Source organism: Streptomyces populi, from assembly GCF_002911015.1.
Classification (GTDB): domain Bacteria; phylum Actinomycetota; class Actinomycetes; order Streptomycetales; family Streptomycetaceae; genus Streptomyces; species Streptomyces populi.
The window spans coordinates 13,207-37,484 of the sequence record NZ_KZ626899.1 but is presented as its reverse complement, the minus strand read 5'-3'; the positions used below and the strand labels follow the sequence as shown (position 1 = coordinate 37,484).

The window sequence follows — 24,278 nt, the reverse complement described above, 5'->3', positions numbered from 1 at the left end:
TCGGTGCGTTCGGGCTGTCTGGCCATCCATGGCCGGTGACCGGACGGTCGGAACGCCCCGCGGGACCGTTTCACGCTGTTGCCCGCCCCTCACCGTCGGGTAAGGTGCGGCGCATGTTCGCGCATTCGAACCAGAACTGGTGGTGGACCGCTCATCCGGCGGCCCACTGACTGCGCGTTGACGAAGACTTCGCGAAGGCCGCCCGAGGGGCGGCCTTCGGTGTTTGCGGACCCGGGTCGTTCCTCTCCGAGATGCACGATCCGAGAGAAGGACCGCACCCGTGAACCTGCTCGACCTGTTGGACGATCCCCGTCCCTTCGCCCTGCTGCGCCGCCGCACCCCGGGCCGCGACCACGACGTGGTCGAACTGCTGCTGGGGCCGGTGCGCGAGGTGGAACGCCTCGCCGACATCCCCGACGAAGCCCTCGCGCTGATCCCGTTCCGGCAGATCCGCGAGCGCGGCTTCGACGTCCGTGACGACGGCACCCCGCTCGCGGTGCTCGTCCCCGAGGAACGCCATGAACTGCCGCTCGCCCGGGCGCTGGAGGAGCTGCCGGACCACGACGTGCGGGTCGAGGGCGGCGGCTTCGACGTCGGCGACGAGGAGTACTCCGGGATCGTCGAGCGGGTGCTGCGCGAGGAGATCGGGCGCGGCGAGGGCGCCAACTTCGTGATCCGGCGGACGTACGAGGGCCGGATCCCGGGGTTCGGACGGGCCGACGCCCTGGCGCTGTTCCGCCGGCTGCTGGTCGGCGAGCGCGGCGCGTACTGGACGTTCGTCGTGCACACCGGAAATGAGCAAGGGCCCGAAGGGCCTTCCTCGGAAGGGCGGGGGCGGGGGACGGGTGGGCGGACCCTGGTCGGGGCGAGCCCCGAGGTGCACGTGCGGATGTCCGCCGGGACGGTCGTGATGAACCCGATCAGCGGGACGTACCGCTACCCGGCCGGGGGGCCGACGCCCGAGGACCTGCTCGCGTTCCTCGCCGACGGCAAGGAGATCGAGGAGCTCTCGATGGTCGTCGACGAGGAACTCAAGATGATGTGCACGGTCGGGGACATGGGCGGGGTGGTGATCGGACCGCGGCTCAAGGAGATGGCCCACCTCGCGCACACCGAGTACGAGCTGCGGGGCCGCTCCTCGCTGGACGTGCGCGACGTGCTCCGGGAGACCATGTTCGCGGCGACCGTCACCGGCTCGCCCGTGCAGAACGCCTGCCGGGTCATCGAGCGTCACGAGGTCGGCGGGCGCGGCTACTACGCGGGCGCGCTGGCGCTGGTCGGGCGGCAGCCGGAGGACGGGCCGGACGGCGGCCCCGGGGCGCAGACCCTCGACTCCCCCATCCTCATCCGCACCGCCGACATCGACGCGGAGGGCCGGCTGCGGGTGCCGGTCGGCGCCACCCTCGTCCGGGGATCGGATCCGGCGGGCGAGGTCGCCGAGACGCACGCCAAGGCGGCGGGTGTGCTGGCGGCGCTCGGGGTGCGGCCCGGCCGGCCGCGCCCGGACGGCGTCCGGCCCCGGCTCGGCGACGATCCGCGGGTGCGGGCGTCGTTGGACGGGCGGCGGGCCTCGCTGGCGCCGTTCTGGCTGCGGATGCAGGAGCGGTCCCGTGACCTGACCGGGCACGCGCTGGTCGTGGACGCCGAGGACACCTTCACCGCGATGCTCGCGCACGTGCTGCGCTCCTCCGGCCTGGAGGTGACGGTGCGCCGCTACGACAGGCCGGGGCTGCGCGAGGCGGTGCTCGCGCACGAGGGCCCGGTCGTCCTCGGCCCCGGTCCCGGCGATCCCTCGGACGCGGCGGACCCCAAGATGCGTTTCCTGCGCGCCCTGACGGCCGATGTGCTGCGGGAGCACCGGCACGGCGTCCTCGGCGTCTGCCTCGGGCACGAACTGATCGCGGCCGAGCTGGGTCTTGAGATCGTGCGCAAGGACGTGCCGTACCAGGGCGCGCAGACCCGCATCGACCTCTTCGGGCGGCCCGAGACCGTCGGCTTCTACAACAGTTTCGCGGCGCGCTGCGACGACGAGGCGCTGGCGGAGCTGTCGGCGCACGGTGTCGAGGTCAGCCGGGCCGCGAACGGCGAGGTGCACGCGCTGCGCGGCCCCGGGTTCGCGGGCGTGCAGTTCCACCCGGAGTCGGTGCTGACGCTGAACGGGGCGGCCGTGGTGCGGGAGCTGACGGGTCAGCTGCGGGGCACGAGCACGTTCTCCGAGCGGCGGCCCTCGGTGTAGTCGAGGACGTTGGCCGCGGTGGCGTCGACGATCTGGCCGACCGCGTCCCGGGTGTAGTACGCCTGGTGCGAGGTGACCAGGACGTTCGGGAAGGTGACCAGACGGGCCAGGGTGTCGTCCTCGACGGTCTCGAGGGACTTGTCGAGGAAGAAGAGCCCGGCCTCCGCCTCGTACACGTCGAGGCCGACGCCCGTGAAGCGGCCCTCGCGCAGCTGGGCGACGAGGGCCTGGCTGTCGATGAGGCCGCCGCGGCTGGAGTTCACCAGGATCGCGTCGTCCTTCATCAGGCGCAGGGCCTCGGCGTCGATGAGGTGCTGGGTCTCCGGCATCAGCGGGACGTGCAGGGTGACGATGTCGGACTCGGCGAGGAGGCGTTCCCTGGAGACGTACTCCATGCCGAGTCCGACGCACGCCGGGTTCTCGGCGACGTCCCAGCCGAGCAGCCTCATGCCGAAACCGTGGGCGATCCTGGCGAAGGCCTCGCCGATCTTCCCGGTGCCGACGATCCCCGCGGTGCGGCCGTGCATGTCCCGGCCCATCAGGCCTTCGAGGCGGAAGTCGAAGTCGCGGGTGCGGTTGGCGGCGCGCACGATACGGCGGTTGACGGCCATGCCGAGGGTCCAGGCGAACTCGGCGACCGAGTACGGCGAGTAGGACGAGACCCTGGCGACCGTCATGCCGAGGCGCTCCGCGACCTCCAGGTCGATGTTGTTGAACCCGGTGGAGCGCTGGGCGACGAGCTGGGTGCCGCCGGTCGCCAGGGTCTGTAGGACGCGGTGTCCCAGGGCGCAGTTGACGCTGGTGGACACCACCTCGTAGCCGGCCGCGATGGGCGCGGTGTCCTCGGTGAGGAAGACGTCGAGGCAGCGGACCTCGTGGCGTCCCTCGAAGGCCTTCTCGATCAGGGGCTTCTCGTCGGACTGGACGCCGAACGCCAGGATCTCCACCGGTCTCTCCCGTGCTGGGGTACGGGCCGAATATACGGCCCGTACCCCAGCGGCCGCTCGAGCGGTGCCGCGGCTCCGCCGTCAGCCGAAGAAAACCCCCGCCTCCGCGTACAGACCGGGGTCCACCGTCTTCAGCCTGGCGGTGGCCTCCGCGATCGGGACGCGGACGATGTCCGTGCCGCGCAGGGCCACCATCTTGCCGAAGTCACCGTCACGGACGGCCTCGATGGCGTGCAGTCCGAAGCGGGTGGCGAGCCAGCGGTCGAAGGCGCTGGGCGTCCCGCCGCGCTGGACGTGCCCGAGGACCGTGGTGCGGGCCTCCTTGCCGGTGCGCCGCTCGATCTCCTTGGCCAGCCACTCGCCGACGCCGGAGAGCCGAACGTGCCCGAAGGAGTCCAGGCTGCCGTCCTTGAGGACCATGTCGCCGTCCTTGGGCATGGCGCCCTCGGCGACGACGACGATCGGCGCGTACGACGCCTTGAAGCGCGAGGTCACCCAGGCGCAGACCTGGTCGACGTCGAAACGCTGCTCGGGGATGAGGACGACGTTCGCTCCGCCGGCCAGGCCCGAGTGGAGGGCGATCCAGCCCGCGTGGCGGCCCATCACCTCGCAGACGAGGACGCGCATGTGCGACTCGGCGGTGGTGTGCAGGCGGTCGATGGCCTCGGTCGCGATGTTGACCGCCGTGTCGAAGCCGAAGGTGTAGTCGGTGGCGGAGAGGTCGTTGTCGATGGTCTTCGGCACGCCGACGATGTCGATGCCGTACTCGTCGCCGAGCCGGGCGGCGACGCCCAGGGTGTCCTCGCCGCCGATCGCGACGAGGGCGTCGACCTCCTGCTTGGCGAGGTTCTCCTTGATCCGGCGGATGCCGTTCTCGTGCTTGAGGGGGTTGGTGCGCGAGGATCCGATGATGGTGCCGCCGCGCGGCAGGATCCCGCGCACGGCGGGGATGTCGAGCCGCATGGTGTCGCCCTCGAGCGGCCCCCGCCAGCCGTCCCGGTAACCGACGAAGTCATAGCCGTACTCCTGCACGCCCTTGCGGACGATGCCCCGGATGACGGCGTTGAGCCCGGGGCAGTCGCCGCCTCCGGTCAGTACTCCGACCCGCATGGAAAGTCCCTTCGCCACGATTGGCTGTCGGACTCACGCTAATAGTGATCCAGGTCACTTCGGCATGGTGCGGACGGGCCGTTCCGGTGAATTGTCGGGAGTTGATCAATAGATCACCCGAAAGACGGCGTTCGCGGCGATCACGCCCCGTCCAGTCCGCGCTCTATGGCGTAGCGGACCAGTTCGACGCGGTTGTGCAGTTGGAGCTTGCCCAGGGTGTTCTGCACGTGGTTCTGGACGGTGCGGTGGGAGATGACCAGGCGTTCGGCGATCTGCTTGTAGCTCAGGCCCTTGGCGACCAGGCGCAGCACCTCCGTCTCACGGTCGGTCAGCTGCGGGGCCCTCGGCTCGTCGGCGCCCGTGGCGGTGACGGGTTCCGAGGCCAGCCGGCGGTACTCGCCGAGGACCAGTCCCGCGAGGCCCGGCGTGAACACCGGGTCGCCGACGGCCGTCCGGCGCACCGCGTCGGTCAGCTCCTCCGCGGACGCCGACTTCAGGAGGTAGCCGGTCGCGCCGGACTTCACCGCCTCCAGCACGTCGGCGTGCTCGCCGCTGGCCGACAGGACCAGGACGCGCAGGGACTGGTCGGCGCCGACCAGTTCCTTGCAGACCTGGACCCCCGGCTTGGCGGGCAGGTTCAGGTCGAGGACGAGGACGTCGGGCGCCGCCGCCAGCGCGCGGCGCACGGCCTGCTCCCCGTCGCCCGCGGTCGCGACCACGTCGAACCCGGCGGCCGCCAGGTCACGGGCCACGGCGTCACGCCACATGGGGTGGTCGTCCACCACCATGACCTTGATGGGGGTCTCCCCCGTCGTCCCGCCCGTCATCGCCCTACCGTCGCCTTCGTCATCGCGTCCTCGCCTTGCCCCGCACGTCCTTCGGCACCTTCAGCTCGACCTCGGTGCCCTGTCCCGGGACGGAGACCAGCTCCGCCGTACCGCCCAGCTCGCGCAGCCGGCCGCGGATCGAGAGCGCCACGCCGAGCCGGCCCTCGCCCTCGGCCTGGGCGAGCCGCCCCTCCGGGATGCCGGGGCCGTCGTCGCGCACCGTCACGATCACGACGTCCGGCTCGTCCTCGACCAGGATCCAGGCACGGGCGTCCGCGCCCACGTGCTTGCGGACATTGTCCAGGGCCGCGCCCACGGCCGCCGCCAGTTCCCGCGCGGCGGACGGGTCGAGCGGCACCGCCGCGCCGGGCTCGGAGAGGGTCACCCGCGCGGTGGCGTACGGGGCGAGCAGGGCGCGCAGGTCGAGGGGGCCCTCGGGATCCTCGCCGTCGGGTTCGTCCACGGCCCGTACGACCGCGCCGAGCGCCGCGTCCTCCGACACCCGTGAGACGGGCACCAGACCGCCCGACACCAGCGTGCGCAGCGCGACCTCCTGCTCACCGGCCATCCGGCCCAGCTCGGCCGCCTCGCCGCCGAGCGCGCTGCCCCGCCGCTGCACCATGGCGAGGACCTGGAGCACACCGTCGTGGATGTCCCGGGCGAGGCGCTCGCGTTCGCGGGTGGCCGCCTCGATCTCCAGGGCTCGGGCGAGGGTGCGCTCGGAGGCGCGGGCGACCTCGACGACGTAGCCGATGGCGATGGAGGCGACCCAGACGAGGATCACGTTGTGCACGGTGTCGCGGGTCGGGGCGCCGCGCTCGACGAGGTTGGCCACGGCGACGAGCGTGGAGGCGAAGGCGGCCCACCGCCAGCCACCCTTGATCGCGAAGGCCAGGACGGCGCCCGCCGTCCATATCGACGGCAGGGTCGGGCCGCCCGATTCGATGCGCGCGGCGGAGTCGGCGACGCGGGTCAGCAGGACGCCGGCCAGCGCGACGGTGAGGTCGGCGGCGAGGAACCGCCGGGTGCAGTTCGCCGCGCCGGAGACCTTCGGGAGCGTGGCCAGCGTCCAGACGAACAGGAACGCGAAGAACGCGACGGCCACCCACGGGCGGTCGAACCGGTGGTACGCGCTGACGAAGAGCCCGATCGCGTACAGCACCGTCAGAACGCGGTACCCGGCCAGGGCGCGCCACAGCGGCTGCTCGACCGACATCCTCATGACTCTCTCGCGCTTGGCCATGTCCCCCCACCCCACGCCGCCGACGTCCCTACGGACGCTCCCGGGAGCCGGACCGTTGCCTGCCGGCCGGTCCGCATTCCCCCCGCCCCCTAACCGGCCGCAGGACCGGTCTGTTCCCCCGCCCGCTTCTCAGGGGCCTGCTCCTCGGAGGCCTGCTCCCCGGGATCCTCGCCGGTCCGTTCCCCGGCCGTCCCCTCCCCGGTCCGCCCCTCGGTCCGTGCCGCGGCGTCCCGCGCTTCGGCCTGCTCCCTGGCCGCCTGCTTCTCCGCCTGGGCGAGGGTCGCCCTCGCCGCCTTCTCGGCGTCCTTCTCGGCCTTCGCCGCCTCCGCGATCTGCCGCTTGGCGGCCGTCGCGTACATGTCGACGTACTCCTGGCCGGAGAGCTTCATGATCTCGTACATGACCTCGTCGGTCACCGCGCGGAGCACGAACCGGTCGTGCTCCATGCCGCTGTAGCGGCTGAAGTCCAGCGGCTTGCCGATGCGGATGCCCGGACGCATCAGCTTGGGCATCAGCTTGCCCGGCGGCTGGATCTTCTCGGTGTCGATCATCGCGACCGGGATGACGGGCGCGCCGGTGGCGAGGGCCACGCGCGCGAGACCACCGGGCTTGCCGCGGTAGAGGCGGCCGTCGGGCGAGCGCGTGCCCTCCGGGTAGATGCCGAACAGCTCACCGCGCTCGATCACCTCGATGCCGCTCTTGATGGCCGCCTCACCCGCGCCGCGCGCGCCGGAACGGTCCACCGGGAGCTGGCCGACGCCCTTGAAGAAGGCGGCCGTCATCCGGCCCTTGATGCCCGGCGTCGTGAAGTACTCCGCCTTCGCGATGAAGGTCACCTTGCGTTCGAGGACCGCCGGCAGGAAGAACGAGTCCGAGAACGAGAGGTGATTGCTCGCCAGAATGGCCGGGCCCTCGGCGGGGATGTTCTCGAGGCCTTCCACCCAGGGCCTGAAGGCGAGCTTCAGCGGCCCTCCGATGGAAAACTTCATTGCGCCGTAGATCACCCGCGTGCCTCCTGTGTCGTAGATCAGACCTTAACCCGGAGCGGCGTCAAAGGCCCCGACGACCCTGGTCGGTGTCAGTACGCTCGCGTACGGTGAAGCACACCCGGAGTCGTTTTCCGCCCAACTCATGAACAGGAGACCGAGGTGCCGGTCCTTCCTGGAGCCGAGCCGTTCCGCCACGAGGGCGGAGAGGTCGGCGTCCTTCTCTGCCACGGTTTCACCGGCTCCCCGCAGTCGCTGCGCCCCTGGGCGGAGTACCTCGCCGAGCACGGTCTGACCGTCGCGCTGCCGCTGCTGCCGGGACACGGCACCCGCTGGGAGGACATGCAGGTCACCGGCTGGCAGGACTGGTACGCGGAGGTCGACCGCGAGCTGCGCGCCCTGCGCGGGAGCTGCTCGCGGGTGTTCGTCTTCGGGCTCTCGATGGGCGGCGCGCTGGCCCTGCGGCTCGCGGCCCGGCACGGCGACGAGATCAGCGGCGTCGTGCTCGTCAACCCGCTCAACAAGGTGCAGGGCCTGGCCGCGCACGCACTGCCCGTGCTGCGTCACCTCGTCCCCTCCACCAAGGGCATCAAGAGCGACATCGCGAAGGAGGGCTCCGAGGAGATCGGCTACGACCGGGTGCCGCTGCACGCCGCGCACTCGATGCGCCGGCTGTGCGGGGTGGTGGACGCGGAGCTGCCGCAGGTCACCCAGCCGCTCCTGCTGCTGCACAGCTTGCAGGACCACGTGGTCTCCCCCGCGGACTCGGCCCGCGTCCTCGGCCGGGTGTCCTCCACGGACGTGACGGAGATCGTGCTGGAACAGAGCTACCACGTCGCGACGTTGGACCACGACGCGGACCGGATCTTCGAGGAGAGCCTCTCCTTCGTCACCCGGCTCGCGCCCGGTGCCGGCAAGGAGGCCGACGCCGGTCAGGTGGGTTTGCAGGAAGGGACGGCAGCCGGTGGCTGAGCACGACGCGGACCGCGGCGATTTCGAGGAGAAGGGCGTCCCCGTCGGCGAACCGCTCGACGGGGCCCGCGGCGAGGGACTCGGCGACGCGCTCACCGAGTCCGCGGGAGAGCCGCGCGGAGAGTCTCCCGGTGATGCCCGCGGGGAGTCCGACGACGACGGGCAGAGCGTGCCCTTCGACGAGGAAGCCGCCTGGAAGTCGATCGTCGAGGGGTACGGCGAGGAGCCGCCGGACCCGCCCGGCTCGCGGCCGTTCCGGTCGGTGGAGGACCTGGCGCTCCCCGAGCCCGGGACGGACACCGGTGGCGGGAGCGCCGGGGACGGTGGGGGTCCCCCCTGGTCCGGGGGCCCCTCCCGGCCGAAGGCTGGGGGAGAAGCCGAGACCTTGGGAGAGGGCGAGGGCAAAGGCAAGGGCAAGGGCGAAGACGGCCCGGCAGGGTCCGGGCCGGAGGCCTCCCCCGGCGACCTGCCCTCCGCCGTCAGGCCCCTCGGCAGTTCGATCCGCTTCGCGCCCGGTGTCGGCGGCCCGCGGGACTACAGCGCGCCCGAGCCGTCCGAGGACGACTTCGACGAGGACGACGAGGGCCACTTCGTCCCGCCCGAGCCGCCTCCGCTGCCCGCCGCGGACACGACCGCCAAGTTCGCCTGGCTCGGCGTGCTCGGCGGCCCCGCGCTGCTCCTGCTGGCCGTCCTGCTCGGCTGGGACATGACCTGGTGGCTCACCACCCTCGGCATCGGCGGCTTCCTCGGCGGCTTCGCCACCCTGGTGACGCGCATGAAGGACGACGACGAGGACGACGACGACCCGGGCCGCGGCGCGGTGGTCTGACCAGGGCCGCCCCGGCCGGGAGCACGGTGGGGCGGCTCGGCCGGGAAGTACGGCGGGGCGGTCCGGCAGCGTCTAGGACGCGGGCACTCTGAGGGCGGCCAGTACGGGCAGGTGGTCCGTGGCCGCCCTCAGGTCCGCCCCGCTCACGCCGGGGAGAGCGAGCGGCACCCCGCAGCCGAGGACCTCGATGCCGGGCGTGGCGAAGACCGCGTCGATGCGCCGGTCGGGCCCCGCGAACGTCCAGGTGTGCTCCCCGCCCCAGGGACGGGTCGCGAAGCCGTCCTGGAGCGCGTCCGCGAGCCGGCGGAAGGCCGGTCCCGTCGGGCTCTCGTTGAGGTCGCCGCCCGCGACGGCGTGCGGGGTGCCGAGGCCGGCGAGGCGGTCGAGGAGCATGCCGCTCTGCTCGTGGCGCTCGTCCTTCTGGAGCGACAGGTGGCAGCTCAGCACGCCGAGCCGGGCGCCCCCGAACCGCACGACCGCCGTGGCGAAGCCCCGTCGGTGCTGTCCCGGGGTGAGCGGGAGCAGCACGTCCTCGGTGCGCTCCACGGTGGCCCGCAGGGTGCACAGCAGCGCGGGCCCGGCGGCGGTGGCGCCCCCGGACAGGATGACGAGATCCGAGGCGGCGGCGAGACGCGCGAGCTTCTTGCGCCAGCGGAAGAAGCGCGGCGCCTCCTGGACCAGGACGAGGTCCGGCGCGCAGGCGCTGATCACCCGGGCGAGCGCCGCGGTGTCGTCGCGCATCGAGCGGATGTTGTAGCTGAGCACGCGGACGACGGCCGAACCGTCGGCTTCGGTGCGGGACACGGGCAGCGGACTGGCGGAGAAGCTGGTCGGCATGGCGATCAAGATACGCGCCGGAGGCCCGCCGGAAGGGCCGAAGGGACACACGGCCCGGACTCCGCGGGGCGCGGGGCAGGCGGGCGGGCTCCTTCCGGCGCACCGGAGGCCCCTCGATCGGGTGAAGCACACTCGGCGCGCGGCCGGAGTTCCGTGGAAGCGCGCCGGCCCGGTGGGGCGCGCGGTTCCGACGGGCGCTGCGGGTACGAGGGGCGCGCCCTCCTGTGCGGGCGCGACGCAGTCGGCTGACGGCCGGAGTTCCGTGGAAGCGCGCCGGCCCGGTGGGGCGCGAGGTTCCGACGGGCGCTGCGGGTACGGACACGGCGGCGCCCGCCGTCCTGTGCGGTGCGGCGGGCGCTGCCGTGCGAGAGGCGCGGGACCTACATGATCGGGTCGGGCTCCCGGGCGAGGTCCGCCGCTCCGACGAGACCCGCCTTGTTGCCCAGCTGGGCGGCGATCACGTCGGCGACCGGACGCCAGTTGCCGCCGACCAGCCAGCGCTTGTACGACTTGCGGATCGGGTCGAGGACCAGCTCGCCCTCGTCCGAGAGGCCGCCGCCGACGATGAAGGCGGACGGGTCGAAGAGCGAGGCGAGGTCGGCCAGACCCGCGCCGGCCCAGCGGGCCAGCTCGCGGTAGGAGTCCACCGCGACGTGGTCGCCCTGGCGGGCGGCCATGGAGATGTGCTTGCCCTCGATGCCGTCGGGAGTGCCGTCGCCGAGGCCCAGCAGGACCTCCGCCGCCTCCGGGGTGGCGTTGGCGCGCTGCTTGGCGTAACGGACGAGGGCGCGCCCGGAGGCGTACTGCTCCCAGCAGCCCTGCGAGCCGCAGCCGCACAGCAGCCCGTCCGGCACCATCCGGATGTGGCCGAACTCGGCGGCCACGCCGAAGTGGCCGCGGCGCAGCTTGTTGCCGATGATGATGCCGCCGCCGAGGCCCGTGCCCAGGGTGATGCAGATGACGTTGCGGTGGCCCTTGCCCGCGCCGAACTTGTATTCGCCCCAGGCGGCCGCGTTCGCGTCGTTCTCGACGACGACCGGCAGGCCCACACGCCGCTCGACCTCGGCCTTGAGCGGTTCGTTGCGCCAGTCGATGTTCGGCGCGAAGTAGACGGTCGAACGCTGGCGGTTCACATATCCGGCGGCACCGATGCCGACGCCGACGATGTCGTGGCCGGCACGCGCGCCCTCCACGGCCGAGGCGATGGCGTCCACGATGGCCTGCGGCGTGCTCGGGGTCGGCACCTTGTGGGTCGAGAGGATGTTGCCTTCCTCGTCGACCACACCGGCCGCGATCTTCGTGCCGCCGATATCGACGCCGATGGTGAGTCCCATGAATCCCTCAGTTTCGGTCGAGCCCCGCTACGGCCAACCGTACCCGAGGGGCGATTAGTCCAAGTCGATGTGTTCGCCCGGACCGGCCTCGTCGTCGCGGGAATCCGTGCCCCGAGTGGTCCAGCGGCGCTCCTGGTTCTCGACGGCCGAACGGTAGGCGGCGAGCAGTTCGGAGCCCGCGGCCGCGAGATGGTCGAAGACCTCGGGATTGCGCTCCAGCACCGGTTCCACGGCGGCCCTGGCCTGCTGCACGACCTGGTTGACCATCTGCTGGGCGGTGCCGGAGGCGGCCGCGCCGAACAGCGGCGACTGGAGCCCGGAGAGCTTGTCGGCGACGGCGTCGACGAGTCTGCGCAGTTCCTCGGCGGCCGAGCCGGGCGGCGGGCCCTGCTGGGCGCGGCGGCGGGCCTTCTCCGCGGCGAGGTCCTCCGCGCAGGCCGTCGCCCAGGCGTCGTCGTCGGTGGCGCGCTTCTCCTCGACACGCACCTCGTCGGCCGTCTCCTCCTGAGCGGCGTCGGATGTGGGGCGCTCTTCGCTCATGGCGGGACTCCTGCCTACGTGTCTCGTGCCTTCGACGTTACCCGAACGGGGGTACTCCGTTCACCGTGCCCGGCGTCCCGGGTCGCGCACGGTCACTTCTCGCGCGGCCACAGCCCGGGATCCGGCGTGAAACGGACGCGCAGCTCGCCCTCGCGCAGGGCCGCTCCGGCCACCGTGCAGCGGCGCAGCGCGGACGGGAGCGGGACGATCCTGCGGGACTGGCCGACGGTGACGACGAGTTCGTCACCGCGCCGGATGAGGTCGAGTTCGTCGCGTATCGCGCCGGGCAGCGGGATGTGCCACACGAGCACGCCGTCGTCGGCGAGACGGTCGGTGACGGGCCACTCGACCGGGGTGGGCGCGGTGTTGACGCCGGGCACGGGAAGCGCGGCGAGCTCGTCGGTGCCGCGCGGGTCGTGGCCGCGGTGCGGGACCTCGTGGACCTCGTACGACTCCCGCCACTCGTCCAGGGCCTTGCGCTGCTGGGCCGCGAGGGCTCCCAGCCAGGCGTCGTTGGTGGCGCCGGGCAGGACCCGGTTGGCGACGAGGGTGTCGAGGGGCAGTCCTCGCAGGGCGAGCGCGGTGGCGGCGGTGCGGACGGCGTCCGTGCCGGCCGGTCCGGGCTCGGCCACCAGCCGTACGGTCGTGGCGCGGTCCTCGACGACCGCCTGTACGGCGGCCAGCTCGACGTCCCAGCGTCCCGCGGTCTCGTACAGCCACTCCGCGGGCATGGGCACGCCCGCGAGCCGCCCGAGGACCGGACGCAGGGCCCGGGCCGCCTGGCGCTCCGGCGGGAGCAGGCGGCGCAGATAGCGGCGGAGCTCCTCGGGCAGGGCGAGGAGGGCCAGGGCCTGGGGGGTGGGGGGCAGGTCCACGACGAGCAGGTCGTACGTGTCCGACAGGGCGGCGTCGCGCAGGGCGCGCAGGAGGGCCAGTTCCTCGGCGCCGGGGAGGGGGGTGACCTCCTCGGCGTCCAGGCGGGAGGCGCCGAGGAGGTCGAGGGCGGTGGTGGCGCGCCGCTGGAAGGCGGTGAGGTCGTCGCGGAAGCGGGCGGCGGCGTCGGGGCGCCAGGCGGTGAGGCCGGGGGCGGCTTCCACGGGGTCCGGGCCGGTGGGGACGCCGAGGACGGCGCCGAGGGTGTCGGTGCGGTCGGCGGTGAGCACCAGGGTTCGGGTGCCTTCCCCCGCCGCCTTCAGCGCGGTGGCCGCGGCGACGGTGGTACGGCCTGTGCCGCCTTGGCCGGTGATCAGGATGGTGCGCATGGGGGTGAACGCTACCGGGGCGATGACCTCTGCGGTTCTCGGGTTCCGGTTCGGTGGGGGGTCGGGGCCGTGCCGGTGCATCAGCCCGTCGCCGTCGGGTGAGGCGTGAGCGTCGGTGGCGACGGGCATCGATGTACCGGCACGGCCCCTCACGCCGGATCCCGACTGCGGGTGCGTGGTGGCTCGTGCGAGATCCAGCCCCGGCCGGGAAAATCCGGCCCCTCCGGTGTTCGAGGAGCAGAGTCCCGGCGGCGATGGGGGTCGCCCCTGGTCTGGGGGTCCCTCCCGGCCGAAGGCTGGGGGAGAAGCCGGGACCTTGGGGTCGGGTAGGGGCGGAGGGGGCGAAAAGCCCTGTGGTCAGGCCGTTTCCTCGACGCGCTTCTTCAGGCCGGCCAGGGCGCGGTCGATGATGACCTTCTCGGCCTTGCGCTTGATCATGCCGAGCATGGGGATCTTCACGTCGACGGTCAGCCGGTAGGTGACCTCGGTGGCGCCCTCGCCCGCGGGCTTGAGGAGGTACGAGCCGTCCAGGGAGCGGAGCATCTGGGACTTGACCAGGGTCCAGGAGACCTCGTGGTCGCCGGTCCAGGTGTAGCCGAGGGTCTGGTCGTCCTTGATGGCACCGGCGTCCATGACGAGACGGACCTGCTCGGCGCGGCCGAGTTCGTCCGACTTGAGGACCTCCGCCTCCTTCACCTCACCCGTCCAGTCCGGGTACCGGGCGAAGTCGGCGATCACCGCCATGACGTCAGCCGGTGCCGCCTCGATCGTGATGCTCGAACTGGTGTGTTCCGCCATCGCGGTGGCTCCTCGAGATGCGGTCCGGTGAAGGAGGGTGGTACGCACGTGTGTGCAGCGTGAAGGCTACCGCGCACGGCCGCGGACGCTGTCACCCCACCTGGCCTTCCGCGCCGTCACCGTGTCACCACTCCAGCACCCAGGGGCGGCCCGAGCCCGCGAAGTGCCCCACGTTCACGCATTCCGTCGCCCCGACGCGCATCCGGCGGACGAGGGGCTGATGGACGTGGCCGAAGAGCGCGTAACGGGGACGTGTGCGCCGGATCGCGTCCAGCAGCGCGAGGGAGCCCCGCTCGAAACGGCGCGCCACGGTGTCGTACACCAGCTCCGGCACCTCCGGCGGGATGTGCGTGCACAGCACGTCGACCTCGCCGACCGCCTCGATCTTGGCCGCGTACTCCTCGTCGCTGATCTCGTACGGCGTCCGCATCGGTGTCCGCAGCCCCCCGCCGACGAAGCCGAAGACGCGGCCGCCGATCTCGACCCGCTCGCCGTCGAGGACGGTGGTGCCGGGTCCGGCGTACTCCGGCCACAGGGTCGGCATGTCGACATTGCCGTAGGTCGCGTACGTCGGTTCCGGGAACGCGGCGAACATCTCGGCGTACTGCCTGCGCACCGCCTTCTCGATCGCCGCGGCCCGGTCGGTGCCGATGCCCGCCCACAGCCGGGCACCGAACGCGCGCGCCTCCTCGAAGCGGCGGGCGGTGCGCAGTTCGACGATGCGGTCGGCGTTCTCCACGCCGAAGAGGTCCGGAAAGATGCCGCGCGCGTGGTCGGCGTAGTCGAGGAAGAGGACCAGGTCACCGAGGCAGATCAGGGCGTCGGCGCCGTCGCCGGCCCGGGCCAGGTCGCGGGCGTTGCCGTGTACGTCGCTGACGACATGGATGCGCGTCCTCGGACGGTTGACCGGTGTGGATGCCATGACGATCAAGCGTAGGCCGGTGCGGCAAACGTGAACAGAGGGGGCCGGACCTGCGGTTACTGGCACCTCCGGAAGCCCGTGGACTACTGTGCGCGCAGGAACGCCACCACGTGTGACGCATGGAACATCTCGCCGGGACCCCCTGTCGAAGAAGCCATACCGGCGGGTAACGTCCGGGCAGTCCAGTCGTACTCGGGATTTCAACAAGTGATCTCTTGAGTACCTGCCCGAGCCTTGGACCGCACCGTCGCATCACACAGAGTCGTGGCGTCGGCGCCCTATGAGGAGCAGCAGTCTTGCGCGAGTTCAGCCTTCCGGCTTTGTACGAGGTCCCTGCGGACGGAAATCTCACCGACATCGTCCGCCGAAACGCCGCGCAGCATCCCGACGTAGCCGTGATCGCCCGCAAGGTGGGCGGTACCTGGACGGACGTCAGCGCCACCACGTTCCTCGCCGAGGTGCGGGCCGCGGCCAAGGGTCTGATCGCCTCGGGCGTGCGGCCCGGCGACCGGGTGGCCCTGATGTCCCGCACCCGCTACGAGTGGACGCTGCTCGACTTCGCGATCTGGAGCGCCGGCGCCGTCACCGTGCCGGTGTACGAGACCAGCTCCCCCGAGCAGGTGCAGTGGATCCTCGGCGACTCGGGCGCGCGGGCCTGCATCGTGGAGCTCCCCGCGCACGCGGCCTCCGTGGAGTCGGTGCGCGACCGGCTGCCCGCCCTCGAGAACGTCTGGCAGATCGAGGCCGGCGGTGTCGAGGAGCTGGGGCGCCTGGGCGCGGACGTCAGCGACGCCACCGTCGAGGAGCGCAGCTCGCTCGCCAAGGCCGACGACCCGGCGACCATCGTCTACACGAGCGGCACGACCGGCCGTCCCAAGGGCTGTGTGCTCACCCACCGCAGCTTCTTCGCCGAGTGCGGCAACATCGTGGAGCGGCTGCGTCCGCTGTTCCGCACCGGTGAGTGCTCGGTGCTGCTCTTCCTCCCGCTCGCGCACGTCTTCGGGCGGCTCGTGCAGATCGCGCCGATGATCGCGCCGATCAAGCTGGGCTGCGTCCCGGACATCAAGAACCTCACCGACGAGCTGGCCGCGTTCCGGCCGACGCTGATCCTCGGCGTGCCGCGCGTCTTCGAGAAGGTCTACAACTCGGCGCGCGCCAAGGCCCAGGCGGACGGCAAGGGCAAGATCTTCGACAAGGCGGCGGACACGGCGATCGCCTACAGCCGCGCGCTGGACACCCCCTCGGGGCCGTCGTTCGGTCTGAAGATCAAGTACAAGACCTTCGACAAGCTCGTCTACAGCAAGCTGCGCGCGGTGCTCGGCGGTCGCGGCGAGTACGCGATCTCGGGCGGCGCCCCGCTGGGCGAGCGGCTCGGCCACTTCTTCCGCGGCATCGGCTTCACGGTCCTGGAGGGCTACGGCCTCACCGAGTCCTGCGCGGCCACGGCCTTCAACCCGTGGGACCGCACGAAGATCGGCACGGTCGGCCAGCCGCTGCCGGGCTCCGTGATCCGCATCGCCGACGACGGCGAGGTGCTGCTGCACGGCGAGCACCTGTTCAAGGAGTACTGGAACAACCCGGGCGCGACCGCGGAGGCGCTGGCGGACGGCTGGTTCCACACCGGTGACATCGGGACCCTCGACGAGGACGGCTACCTCCGCATCACCGGCCGCAAGAAGGAGATCATCGTCACCGCGGGCGGCAAGAACGTCGCCCCGGCCGTCATAGAGGACCGCATCCGCGCGCACGCGTTGGTCGCGGAGTGCATGGTGGTCGGCGACGGGCGTCCGTTCGTCGGCGCGCTGGTCACGGTCGACGAGGAGTTCCTGGGCCGGTGGGCCGCGGAGCACGGGAAGCCGGCCGGTTCGACCGCGGAGTCGCTGCGCGAGGACGCGGACCTGACGGCGGCCATCCAGGACGCGATCGACGACGGCAACGCGGCGGTGTCCAAGGCCGAGTCGGTCCGCAAGTTCCGCATCCTCGCCCACCAGTTCACCGAGGAGTCGGGGCACCTCACGCCGTCCCTGAAGCTGAAGCGCAACGTGGTGGCGAAGGACTACGCGAACGAGATCGAGGCACTTTATCGGGGCTGACGCCCGAGCGACCGGGTCCTGCCCCGGCCGGGAACAACACGGCTCGGCCCCCTCCGGTGGAGGGGGCCGAGCCGTTTCCGTCCCTGGGGGCCGTTTGCCTCGTTCGCCGGGTGGGGGGTTCCGGCTTCCGCCGTGGAGGGAGTCGCCGTCCCGGGCGGGCGGCTCGTCGTGGTTGCTCGCGCAGTTCCCCGCGCCCCTGACGGGCGCGGCCCTGGCGGGCGCCCGTCAGGGCGGCCGTCCAGGGGCGCGGGGAACTGCGCGAACGGCCCAGGGCAGCCCGAGGCGCCGACGGGCAGGTGTGGCACCCGGTGGGGTCAGAGCAGGGCTCGGAGTTGCTCGGCCAGGAGGTCCCAGCGCCATTTCTCCTCGACCCAGGCACGGCCGCGCTCGCCCATGCGGCGGCGCAGTTCGGGGTCGCCGAGCAGGGTGACGATGCGGTCGGCGGCCTCCTCCGGGGAGCCGCCGCGGACGACCCAGCCCGTCTCGCCGTCGAGCACGGCGTCGGGCGCGCCCCCCGAGTCGCCGGCCACCACCGGAAGGCCCGTCGCCGAGGCCTCCAGGTAGACGATGCCGAGCCCCTCGACGTCGAGGCCGCCCCTGCGGGTCCGGCACGGCATCGCGAAGACGTCCCCGGCCCCGTAGTGCGCGGGCAGTTCCGACCAGGGCACCGCCCCGGTGAACCGGACCGAGCCGGCCACCCCGGTTTCCGCGGCCAGCGTGCGCAGGTCCTTCTCGTAGGGCCCGCCGCCGACGATCAGCAGGACCGCGTCCGGCTCCTTGGCCAGGATCCGCGGCATCGCGAGCACGAGGGTGTCCTGGCCCTTGCGCGGGACCAGGCGGGAGACGCAGACGACGACGGGCCGGTCGGTGAGGCCGAGCCGGGCCCGGACCTCGTCCCCGCCCGAGCCGGGACGGAAGGTCCGCTCGTCGACACCGGGCGGCAGCTGCACCATGCGCGCCGCCGCCTCCGGGGTCAGCGCGGAGGCGATCCGCGAGCGCGTGTACTCGCCGAGGTAGGTGATGGTGTCGGTGGACTCGCCGATCCGGCGCAGCAGGGTGCGCGCGGCGGGCAGCTGGGCCCAGCCGGCCTCGTGGCCGTGCGTGGTCGCGACGAGGCGGGTCGCGCCCGCTCTGCGCAGGGCCGGCGCCATCAGCCCGAGCGGTGCCGCCGCGCCGAACCACACGGACGTACAGCCGTGTTCCCGCAGCAGGCCGACCGCCCGCCGGGTGGCACCCGGTGTCGGGAGCAGCATGGTCGTGCGGTCCCGTACGACGGTGAAGGGCTGCTCGGCGTCGAACGCGGCGGTCGCCTCGGCGCCCTCGCGGCCGCGCTTCCAGGTCGAGGCGTAGACGACGAGCCGCTCGGGGTCCAGGCGCAGTGCCATGTTGTGCAGAAAGGCCTGGATACCGCCGGGGCGGGGCGGGAAGTCGTTCGTCACGATCAGGGTCTTGTGCATCGTGTTCGACGATATCGAACCTATACTCACAGCTCCGCCAGGCCGCGCTGGACGGCTCGCACACAGACCGGTGCGTCACCCTGGTTCCGCGAAGAGCGCGGCGGCGTGGCACACGATTCCGGACGATGGGGCCAGGTGAGCATGACGGGGGCACGGAACACGAGGTTCCCGTTCGGCGTGGCCGTACTGCTGGGGACGTGGGGTCTGACCAGGCTGGGGCTGCTGCTCTTCGTGGCCAAGGTGTACGTCTTCCCGGGACCGGACGTCACCAGCGACGTCTCGGTGATCTACCACGGCTGGTACGAGGTCCTGAGCCGGGGCTTCTTCCCCCTGCACGACGTCACCTGGCAGTACCCGCCGGGCGCCGCCCTGGCGATCCTCTCCCCCGGCCTGCTGCCCTTCCTCGACTACCCGCACGCCTTCTTCGTGCTGGCCTTCGTCGCCGACCTGGTGGTCTTCGGACTGCTCCTGTACGCGGGCTCGCGCCCCGGCAGGACCCTGCGCGGCGCCTGGGTGTGGATGATCGGGGTGCCGCTGCTCGGTCCGACCGTGTACGCCCGCTACGACCTGATGGTGACGGCCGTCGCGGTCGCCGCTCTGCTCGCCGGGGCCGGCCGGCCCCGGGTGATGGGGGCGCTCACGGGCATCGGCGCGATGGTGAAGGTGTGGCCGGTGCTGCTGCTGCTCGCCGCCGTGCGCCGCCGGGCCTGGGCCTGGGCGGCGGCGACGGCGACCGGGATCGCGGCGCTGTTCTGGGCGACGATGCCGGGCGCGTTCGCCTTCCTGGCCTTCCAGCGCGACCGCGGCACCGAGGTGGAGTCGCTCGGTGCCCTGGTCTTCCACGTGGCCCGGCACCACGGCTGGAACGGGCGGGTGCTGCTCAACTACGGCTCGGTGGAGTTCGTCGGCCACTACGTCGACGAGGTGAGCACGGCGGCCCTGGTGCTGACCGCGCTCGCCTTCGGCTGGCTGCTGCTGTGGCGGCTGCGCGTCAAGCGGTTCCTGCCGCACACGCTCGCCGACGCCGCGTTCGTCGCCGTCCTGATGTTCATCACCACCAGCCGGGTCATCAGCCCGCAGTACCTGGTGTGGCTGGTCGGGATCGCCGCGGTCTGCCTGTGTTTCCGCGCGAGCCGGATGCCGGTGCCCGCCGTCCTCGTGCTGGTCGCGTGCTTCGTGACGGTGCTGGAGTTCCCGACCTGGTTCGGGGACGTCGTGAACAGCACGTGGCTGGGCATCACCCTGCTGTTCCTGCGCAACGGCCTGCTGGTGGTCGCCTCGGTGCTGGCCGCCCGGGAGCTGTGGCGGAGCACGGTCTCCCGGCCGGAGCCGGAGCTCCCCGCTCAGGCGGCCCCCACCAGGGAGACCCTGGCGTCCTCCTGACGCCCGGACCGCACCGTCCGCCGGGCCCACAGCCACAGGGCCGCGCACTGCACCGTCATGGACAGCGCGAGGGCCAGGCAGATGCCCGCGGGCCCCAGTGCGGACAGGGCCAGGGCGAGCGGCAGCTGGACCGCCGTGCCGGCCAGCGTCACCCGCAGCAGCACCGGTGCTCCCCCGCTGCCCTCGAAGACCCCTCCCAGGGCGATGAAGCAGGCCATCAGGAGCAGGTAGGGACCGACGCAGCGCAGGAACAGCACGCCCTCGTGGGCGACCGCGGGACCGGCGCCGAAGGCCCGCATGATCCAGGGAGCCAGGGCTCCGAGCAGCGCCGCGGCGAGCAGGCCGACGGTCCCCGAGACGAGGACGGCCTGCCGTCCGATGGCACCCCGCTCGTCACGGCCCGCGCCACTGCTGTGCGCGGTGTGGATCGAGGCGGCCTGCCGGACCGAGTAGAACGCCATGGTGGCGATGTACATGACCTTGTAGGCGATCGCGTAGGCGGCCACGACCGTCGTCCCGAGCCGGGCCACGATCGCGACCAGGACCAGCGAGCCGCCCTGGCGCACGGTGAAGTCGGCGGACATGGGCAGACCGGTGGCGAGGGTGCGGCGCAGGGCCGCGCCGGTTCCCTCGGCGGGCGCCGCGCCGGCCGCCTGTGACAGCAGGGGGTCGCGGCGCAGGGCGCGCAGGCCCGCGACGAGGGCCACCGAGCGGCACAGCACGGTCGACAGGGCGGCGCCGGGGACGCCGTACGCGTGGATCAGGAACGGGTCGAGGCCGAGGATCAGGCCGTTGGCCAGCAGGGCGAGGCGCATCGGGGTCCGGGTGTCGCCGGTCCCCTTGAGGATGCCGTCGACGAGGTTCTGCGCGAAGAAGACGGCGATGCCGGGCAGGGAGATCGCGAAGTACTGGACGGCCAGGGCCAGGGCTCGTCCGTCGCCGCCGAGCACGAGCCGGGCCAGCGGCTCGCGCAGCAGGAAGCCGCCGAGGGCGACCACCGGGGTGACCGCCGCGCACAGCGCCCAGCCCCCGCGCACGGCCGCCCGGACCGCGCCCGGATCCCGGGCGCCCCGGGCGTGCGCGACCAGGACGGTGGTGCCGGAGGCGAAGACCAGGGCGACGCCCAGCAGCACGTTCTCGGTGTTCGTCGCGACGGCGACGGCGGCCACGGCGTCCCGGCCGAGCCGGGAGACCCAGACGGTGTTGATGATTCCGGCGGCGACGGAGGCGAGCAGCGAGAGGTAGACGGGACGGGCGAGCGCCATGAGCTGCTTGCGGTGGGCGTTCACAGGACTCCCTCTTATCGAGCTACCTCGTTTCGAGGTAGCTCGATAAGAGGTACCATGGGCGGGTGAACCCCGCAACCACCCGGACGCGCCGGCCCCGCGGGGCGTCCACGAGGGAAGGGCCGGCCCGATGCTGGAGCTGTCGATCCTGGGTTTTCTGTACGAGGAGCCCCTGCACGGCTATGAGCTGAAGGAACGCATCAAGGCCCTCAGCGGCCATGTCCGGCCGGTCAGCGACGGCGCCCTCTACCCGGCGATCACCCGCCTCGTCGACAAGGGCCTGCTCGACCAGCACACCGAGCCCGGCAGCGGCGCGGCCCCGCGGCGCATCCTCGCGCTGACCGACAAGGGGCGCGAGGACCTGCTGGAGCGGCTGCGGCGGCCCAAGCAGGCCGAGATCACCGACCAGGTCCGCTTCAACACCCTGCTGGCGTTCCTGCGCCACCTGGGCGACCCCCGGGAACAGGCCGCGGTGCTGCGCCGCCGCCAGGAGTTCCTGGAGACCCCGGCGAGCTTCTTCTACCGGGACGGCGAGCCGGTGCGCGCGGAGGAGGCCGACGACCTGTTCCGGCGGGGGATGCTGCGGGTGGCGCGGGCGACGGGCGCGGCGGAGCGGGCCTGGCTCGCGGAGGCCATCGCCCTGCTGGAGGGCTGAACCGCCCGGCGCGTCAGCCGAGTTGGCCCCTGAGGTACTGCCGCCACAACCGGGTGAACCCCTGCGGCGTCGTGTGCAGCACGTCCCGCAGCGCGCCCTCGACCGCCCCCGCGCGCTTCCCGTGGTCGCCCACCGCCCGGTAGAAGTCGTTCAGCCGGACCTCGCCCCAGTGGTCCGCGATCAGCCGGCAGGCCATCCAGCCGCCCTCGTAGGCCCGCGCCAGCGCGCCCGCGTCCGCGGTGAACCCGAAGTCCTCGTCGTCGGGCAGGGCGGCCGGGACGCGCCCCTCCGCCACCGCCCGCCCGAGTTCCGGCGCGACCTGCCCGGGCGTCCGCCCGCTGCCGCGGTAGCCGGTCCAGTCCGCGTACCCCTCGGAGAGCCACAGCGGGGTGGCGGCCGTGGTGCGGGCGCGGGTGGCGACGTGCGTGGTCTCGTGGGTGAGCACGACCTGCTTGCCGAGGTCGCCGAGGACGCCGTACGCGTCCGGGTTGACGATGACGCGGTCCGCGGGCGCCTTCGCCGGACCTCCCCCGGTCTCCGGCCGGGAGGATCCCCGTTCCGCTCCGCCCGTCTCGCCGATGGTGACCGCCGCGATCCCCCGGTAGCCCGACGCCGGAGCCCCGAGCAGCCCCGCCATCCCCTCCAGCGACTCCGGCACGAGGACGACGACGCGCCGCGACCAGTCCGTGCCCCAGGCCTCCGACACGGCCGGAACGGCACGGTCCGCGAGATCCGCGAAGGAGCGCAGCCGCTCACCGGACTGCCCGACCCCGAGGACGAGGCTGCTGCGGCCCCGTACGGCCGTGACGGCCCCCTCGTCCCACAACTGGTCGCCACCCTTGCCGGCCGGCCTGTCGGAGGTGACGCGCCAGGTCCCGCCGGTACGGATCAGCCCGAGGGTGCGGTCCGTCTCGACCGGCACGGCGTCGTAGCCCTCGATGCGGTAGCGCAGTTCGGCGCGGGCGGTGGCGCGGTCGCCGGAGCGGTTCAGACCGGCCAGGCGGTAGGACCAGGCCGCCAGCGGCACGTCCCGCAGGTTCGCGAGGCCCTCTCCGGCCCCGGCCGCCGCGCCGGTGGCCCGGAACGCCGTCTCGTCCCGGTGCAGGACCGCGGTCGCCCGCCGGTCGAGGACCCGCTGCACCTCGGCCGTGGTGGTGTCGGGAGCCGTCCGGCCGCCGCAGCCGACGAGCCCGGCGAGCAGCAGCAGCACGGAGAGCCCTGCCCGCGACGCACCCCTTCGACCAGCCATCCTCCCGATCGTACGGTGCCCGGGCCCGGCCGCGCCCGGCCCGTCCGGCGCCGGCCCCGCGTCCCGTCAGACCCGGGTGACGGACGAGATCGGCATCATCCCGACCGGGTCGTAGCGCACCGGGGCGCCCGGGTAGGGCGCGTGGATCACCTGGCCGCCGCCCACGTACATCCCGACGTGGCTGGCGTCGGACCGGTAGGTGACCAGGTCGCCGGGCCGCGCCTGGGAGAGCGGGATCCGCCGTCCGGCGAACCGCTGGGCCTGCGAGGTGCGCGGCAGACCGACCCCGGCGTGCGCGTAGGACCACTGCATGAGGCCCGAACAGTCGAAGCCGCCGGGCCCGTTGCCGCCCCACACGTAGGGGCGGCCGAGCGCCGAACGGGCCGCGGCGACGGCGGCGGCCGCGCGCGCCGAGGACGCGACGGAGTCCCCGAGGCCGGCCAGGTCGTCGCGGACCGAGCGCGACGCCCGGTCGTAGGCGGCGCGGTCGGCGTACGGCAGCGAGTCGAGCAGCCGCTTCGCCCTGGCCAGTTTGCCCTCGATGACCCGCTTGTTCCGGGCGACCGCCGTACGGCTGCGCTCCAGTTCGGCGAGTTTCCCGTCGGCCTCCTCACGCTTCTGGGCGAGTTCGCGCAGGGCGAGCCGGAGGCCCTTGAGCTCACCGGCCCGACGGGTGCTGATCCGGTCGAGCACGGAGGCCTTGTCGAGATAGTCGTCCGGGTCGGCGGAGAAGAGCAGCGCGAGGGAGGGGTCGAGTCCGCCCGAGCGGTACTGCGCCCCGGCGAGCGAACCCAGCGCGTCCCGCATGGTGTTGACCCGGTCCTGCTGCCGGGCGATCTCGTCCTGCGCCGTGCCGAGCTGCTCGCGCAGCGCGTCGCCGCGTTCGTCGGCCGCGTCGTACGCCTCGGTGGCTCTCTCCGCCTGGGTGTAGAGGCGGTCCACCTCGGCCCGGGTGTCGTCCTGCGGCGCCGCGGAGGCGGGCAGGGTGCCGAGTGCGGCGACCGCCGCGGACATCACGCAGGCGACGCCGAAGGCGCCGGTGCCCCGGTCGGAGCCGGTCGGTGCAAGGCGGCGATGGAACCCCACGGCTGGCCGCACTCCCTTCCGCTGACGGACCCCCGCCCGTCGGGGGAACGCGCCAGACAGTAACCGCGCGACCACGCACCGACCAAAGGCTCCGGTGGGCACGCACAGTGACGCCCCGCCGGAGACGCAGGTCACCGACGGGGCGTGGGGTCAGCGCGAGTTGCCGCGATTCGCCCGTTCGGACGGAGCGGCAGGGGGCGCTCCGGGCGGTGGGGGCCGAGCCCCG

Annotated in this window: 22 protein-coding genes; 7 read left to right on the top strand and 15 right to left on the bottom strand. The window is 73.0% G+C overall.

Annotated elements, in window-relative coordinates; all coding sequences use genetic code 11:
• The first annotated feature begins 113 nt into the window (after positions 1-113).
• On the top strand, positions 114-170 hold the full coding sequence (locus tag CW362_RS45705) for a trp operon leader peptide (RefSeq protein ID WP_101392327.1): 57 nt from the start codon (positions 114-116) through the stop codon (positions 168-170).
• 110 nt (positions 171-280) lie between these two features.
• Positions 281-2,236, top strand: a complete 1,956-nt coding sequence (locus CW362_RS26755) for an anthranilate synthase family protein (protein WP_103552103.1) — start codon at positions 281-283, stop codon at positions 2,234-2,236.
• Here CW362_RS26755 and CW362_RS26750 read toward each other — a convergent pair.
• The 5 genes from CW362_RS26750 to CW362_RS26730 form a co-directional block, all read right to left on the bottom strand.
• Positions 2,188-3,183 carry a 2-hydroxyacid dehydrogenase gene (locus tag CW362_RS26750; protein ID WP_103552102.1) on the bottom strand — a complete coding sequence of 332 codons (996 nt, stop codon included), beginning with the start codon at positions 3,181-3,183 and terminating at the stop codon, positions 2,188-2,190. The genes CW362_RS26755 and CW362_RS26750 overlap by 49 nt on opposite strands.
• Before the next feature lie 81 nt (positions 3,184-3,264).
• Entirely contained in the window at positions 3,265-4,293 is a 1,029-nt protein-coding gene (locus CW362_RS26745; RefSeq protein WP_103552101.1) for a 6-phosphofructokinase, read from the bottom strand.
• Positions 4,294-4,433: 140 nt separating this feature from the next.
• Positions 4,434-5,120 carry a response regulator gene (locus CW362_RS26740; RefSeq protein WP_225860537.1) on the bottom strand — a complete coding sequence of 229 codons (687 nt, stop codon included), beginning with the start codon at positions 5,118-5,120 and terminating at the stop codon, positions 4,434-4,436.
• A 19-nt stretch (positions 5,121-5,139) separates the two neighbouring features.
• Positions 5,140-6,363, bottom strand: a complete 1,224-nt coding sequence (macS, locus tag CW362_RS26735; protein WP_103552100.1) for a MacS family sensor histidine kinase — start codon at positions 6,361-6,363, stop codon at positions 5,140-5,142.
• Positions 6,364-6,452: 89 nt separating this feature from the next.
• Positions 6,453-7,352: a lysophospholipid acyltransferase family protein gene (locus CW362_RS26730; RefSeq protein WP_240658063.1), complete on the bottom strand. Its 900-nt coding sequence runs from the start codon at positions 7,350-7,352 to the stop codon at positions 6,453-6,455.
• Positions 7,353-7,511: 159 nt separating this feature from the next.
• On the opposite strand from CW362_RS26730, the gene CW362_RS26725 reads away from it, so the two are divergent.
• Complete coding sequence (locus tag CW362_RS26725; protein WP_103552099.1) at positions 7,512-8,321, top strand: alpha/beta hydrolase; 810 nt, start codon at positions 7,512-7,514, stop codon at positions 8,319-8,321.
• Positions 8,314-9,150 carry a hypothetical protein gene (locus CW362_RS26720; RefSeq protein ID WP_103552098.1) on the top strand — a complete coding sequence of 279 codons (837 nt, stop codon included), beginning with the start codon at positions 8,314-8,316 and terminating at the stop codon, positions 9,148-9,150. The genes CW362_RS26725 and CW362_RS26720 overlap by 8 nt, the downstream gene beginning before the upstream one ends.
• Before the next feature lie 72 nt (positions 9,151-9,222).
• Here CW362_RS26720 and CW362_RS26715 read toward each other — a convergent pair whose 3' ends face one another.
• The 6 genes from CW362_RS26715 to CW362_RS26690 form a co-directional block, all read right to left on the bottom strand.
• Positions 9,223-9,987: an endonuclease/exonuclease/phosphatase family protein gene (locus CW362_RS26715; RefSeq protein ID WP_103552097.1), complete on the bottom strand. Its 765-nt coding sequence runs from the start codon at positions 9,985-9,987 to the stop codon at positions 9,223-9,225.
• A 380-nt stretch (positions 9,988-10,367) separates the two neighbouring features.
• Complete coding sequence (locus tag CW362_RS26710; RefSeq protein ID WP_103552096.1) at positions 10,368-11,321, bottom strand: ROK family glucokinase; 954 nt, start codon at positions 11,319-11,321, stop codon at positions 10,368-10,370.
• Positions 11,322-11,375: 54 nt separating this feature from the next.
• Positions 11,376-11,861 (bottom strand): DUF5304 domain-containing protein, encoded by a 486-nt coding sequence (locus CW362_RS26705; protein WP_103552095.1) that lies wholly within the window; start codon positions 11,859-11,861, stop codon positions 11,376-11,378.
• 92 nt (positions 11,862-11,953) lie between these two features.
• Positions 11,954-13,123, bottom strand: a complete 1,170-nt coding sequence (locus tag CW362_RS26700) for an ArsA family ATPase (RefSeq protein WP_103552117.1) — start codon at positions 13,121-13,123, stop codon at positions 11,954-11,956.
• Between the two features lie 357 nt (positions 13,124-13,480).
• Complete coding sequence (locus tag CW362_RS26695; protein ID WP_103552094.1) at positions 13,481-13,921, bottom strand: SRPBCC family protein; 441 nt, start codon at positions 13,919-13,921, stop codon at positions 13,481-13,483.
• A 124-nt stretch (positions 13,922-14,045) separates the two neighbouring features.
• Positions 14,046-14,843 (bottom strand): metallophosphoesterase family protein, encoded by a 798-nt coding sequence (locus CW362_RS26690; protein WP_103552093.1) that lies wholly within the window; start codon positions 14,841-14,843, stop codon positions 14,046-14,048.
• Positions 14,844-15,139: 296 nt separating this feature from the next.
• Between CW362_RS26690 and CW362_RS26685 the strand changes: the two genes are divergently transcribed.
• Entirely contained in the window at positions 15,140-16,936 is a 1,797-nt protein-coding gene (locus tag CW362_RS26685) for an AMP-dependent synthetase/ligase (protein ID WP_103552092.1), read from the top strand.
• Between the two features lie 314 nt (positions 16,937-17,250).
• Here CW362_RS26685 and CW362_RS26680 read toward each other — a convergent pair whose 3' ends face one another.
• Positions 17,251-18,393: a glycosyltransferase family 4 protein gene (locus CW362_RS26680; protein WP_103552091.1), complete on the bottom strand. Its 1,143-nt coding sequence runs from the start codon at positions 18,391-18,393 to the stop codon at positions 17,251-17,253.
• 141 nt (positions 18,394-18,534) lie between these two features.
• Here CW362_RS26680 and CW362_RS26675 point away from each other — a divergent pair, with 141 nt between their 5' ends.
• A complete protein-coding gene (locus tag CW362_RS26675) occupies positions 18,535-19,776 on the top strand; it encodes a glycosyltransferase 87 family protein (protein WP_103552090.1) in 1,242 nt (413 codons plus the stop codon).
• Here the strand turns inward: CW362_RS26675 and CW362_RS26670 are convergent.
• A complete protein-coding gene (locus CW362_RS26670; RefSeq protein ID WP_103552089.1) occupies positions 19,737-21,065 on the bottom strand; it encodes an MATE family efflux transporter in 1,329 nt (442 codons plus the stop codon). The genes CW362_RS26675 and CW362_RS26670 overlap by 40 nt on opposite strands.
• 127 nt (positions 21,066-21,192) lie before the next feature.
• On the opposite strand from CW362_RS26670, the gene CW362_RS26665 reads away from it, so the two are divergent.
• On the top strand, positions 21,193-21,717 hold the full coding sequence (locus CW362_RS26665) for a PadR family transcriptional regulator (RefSeq protein ID WP_103552088.1): 525 nt from the start codon (positions 21,193-21,195) through the stop codon (positions 21,715-21,717).
• Positions 21,718-21,730: 13 nt separating this feature from the next.
• Here the strand turns inward: CW362_RS26665 and CW362_RS26660 are convergent, their stop codons facing one another.
• Entirely contained in the window at positions 21,731-22,966 is a 1,236-nt protein-coding gene (locus tag CW362_RS26660; protein WP_103552087.1) for a hypothetical protein, read from the bottom strand.
• Between the two features lie 66 nt (positions 22,967-23,032).
• A complete protein-coding gene (locus CW362_RS26655) occupies positions 23,033-24,052 on the bottom strand; it encodes an NlpC/P60 family protein (protein ID WP_103552086.1) in 1,020 nt (339 codons plus the stop codon).
• Positions 24,053-24,278: the final 226 nt, after the last annotated feature.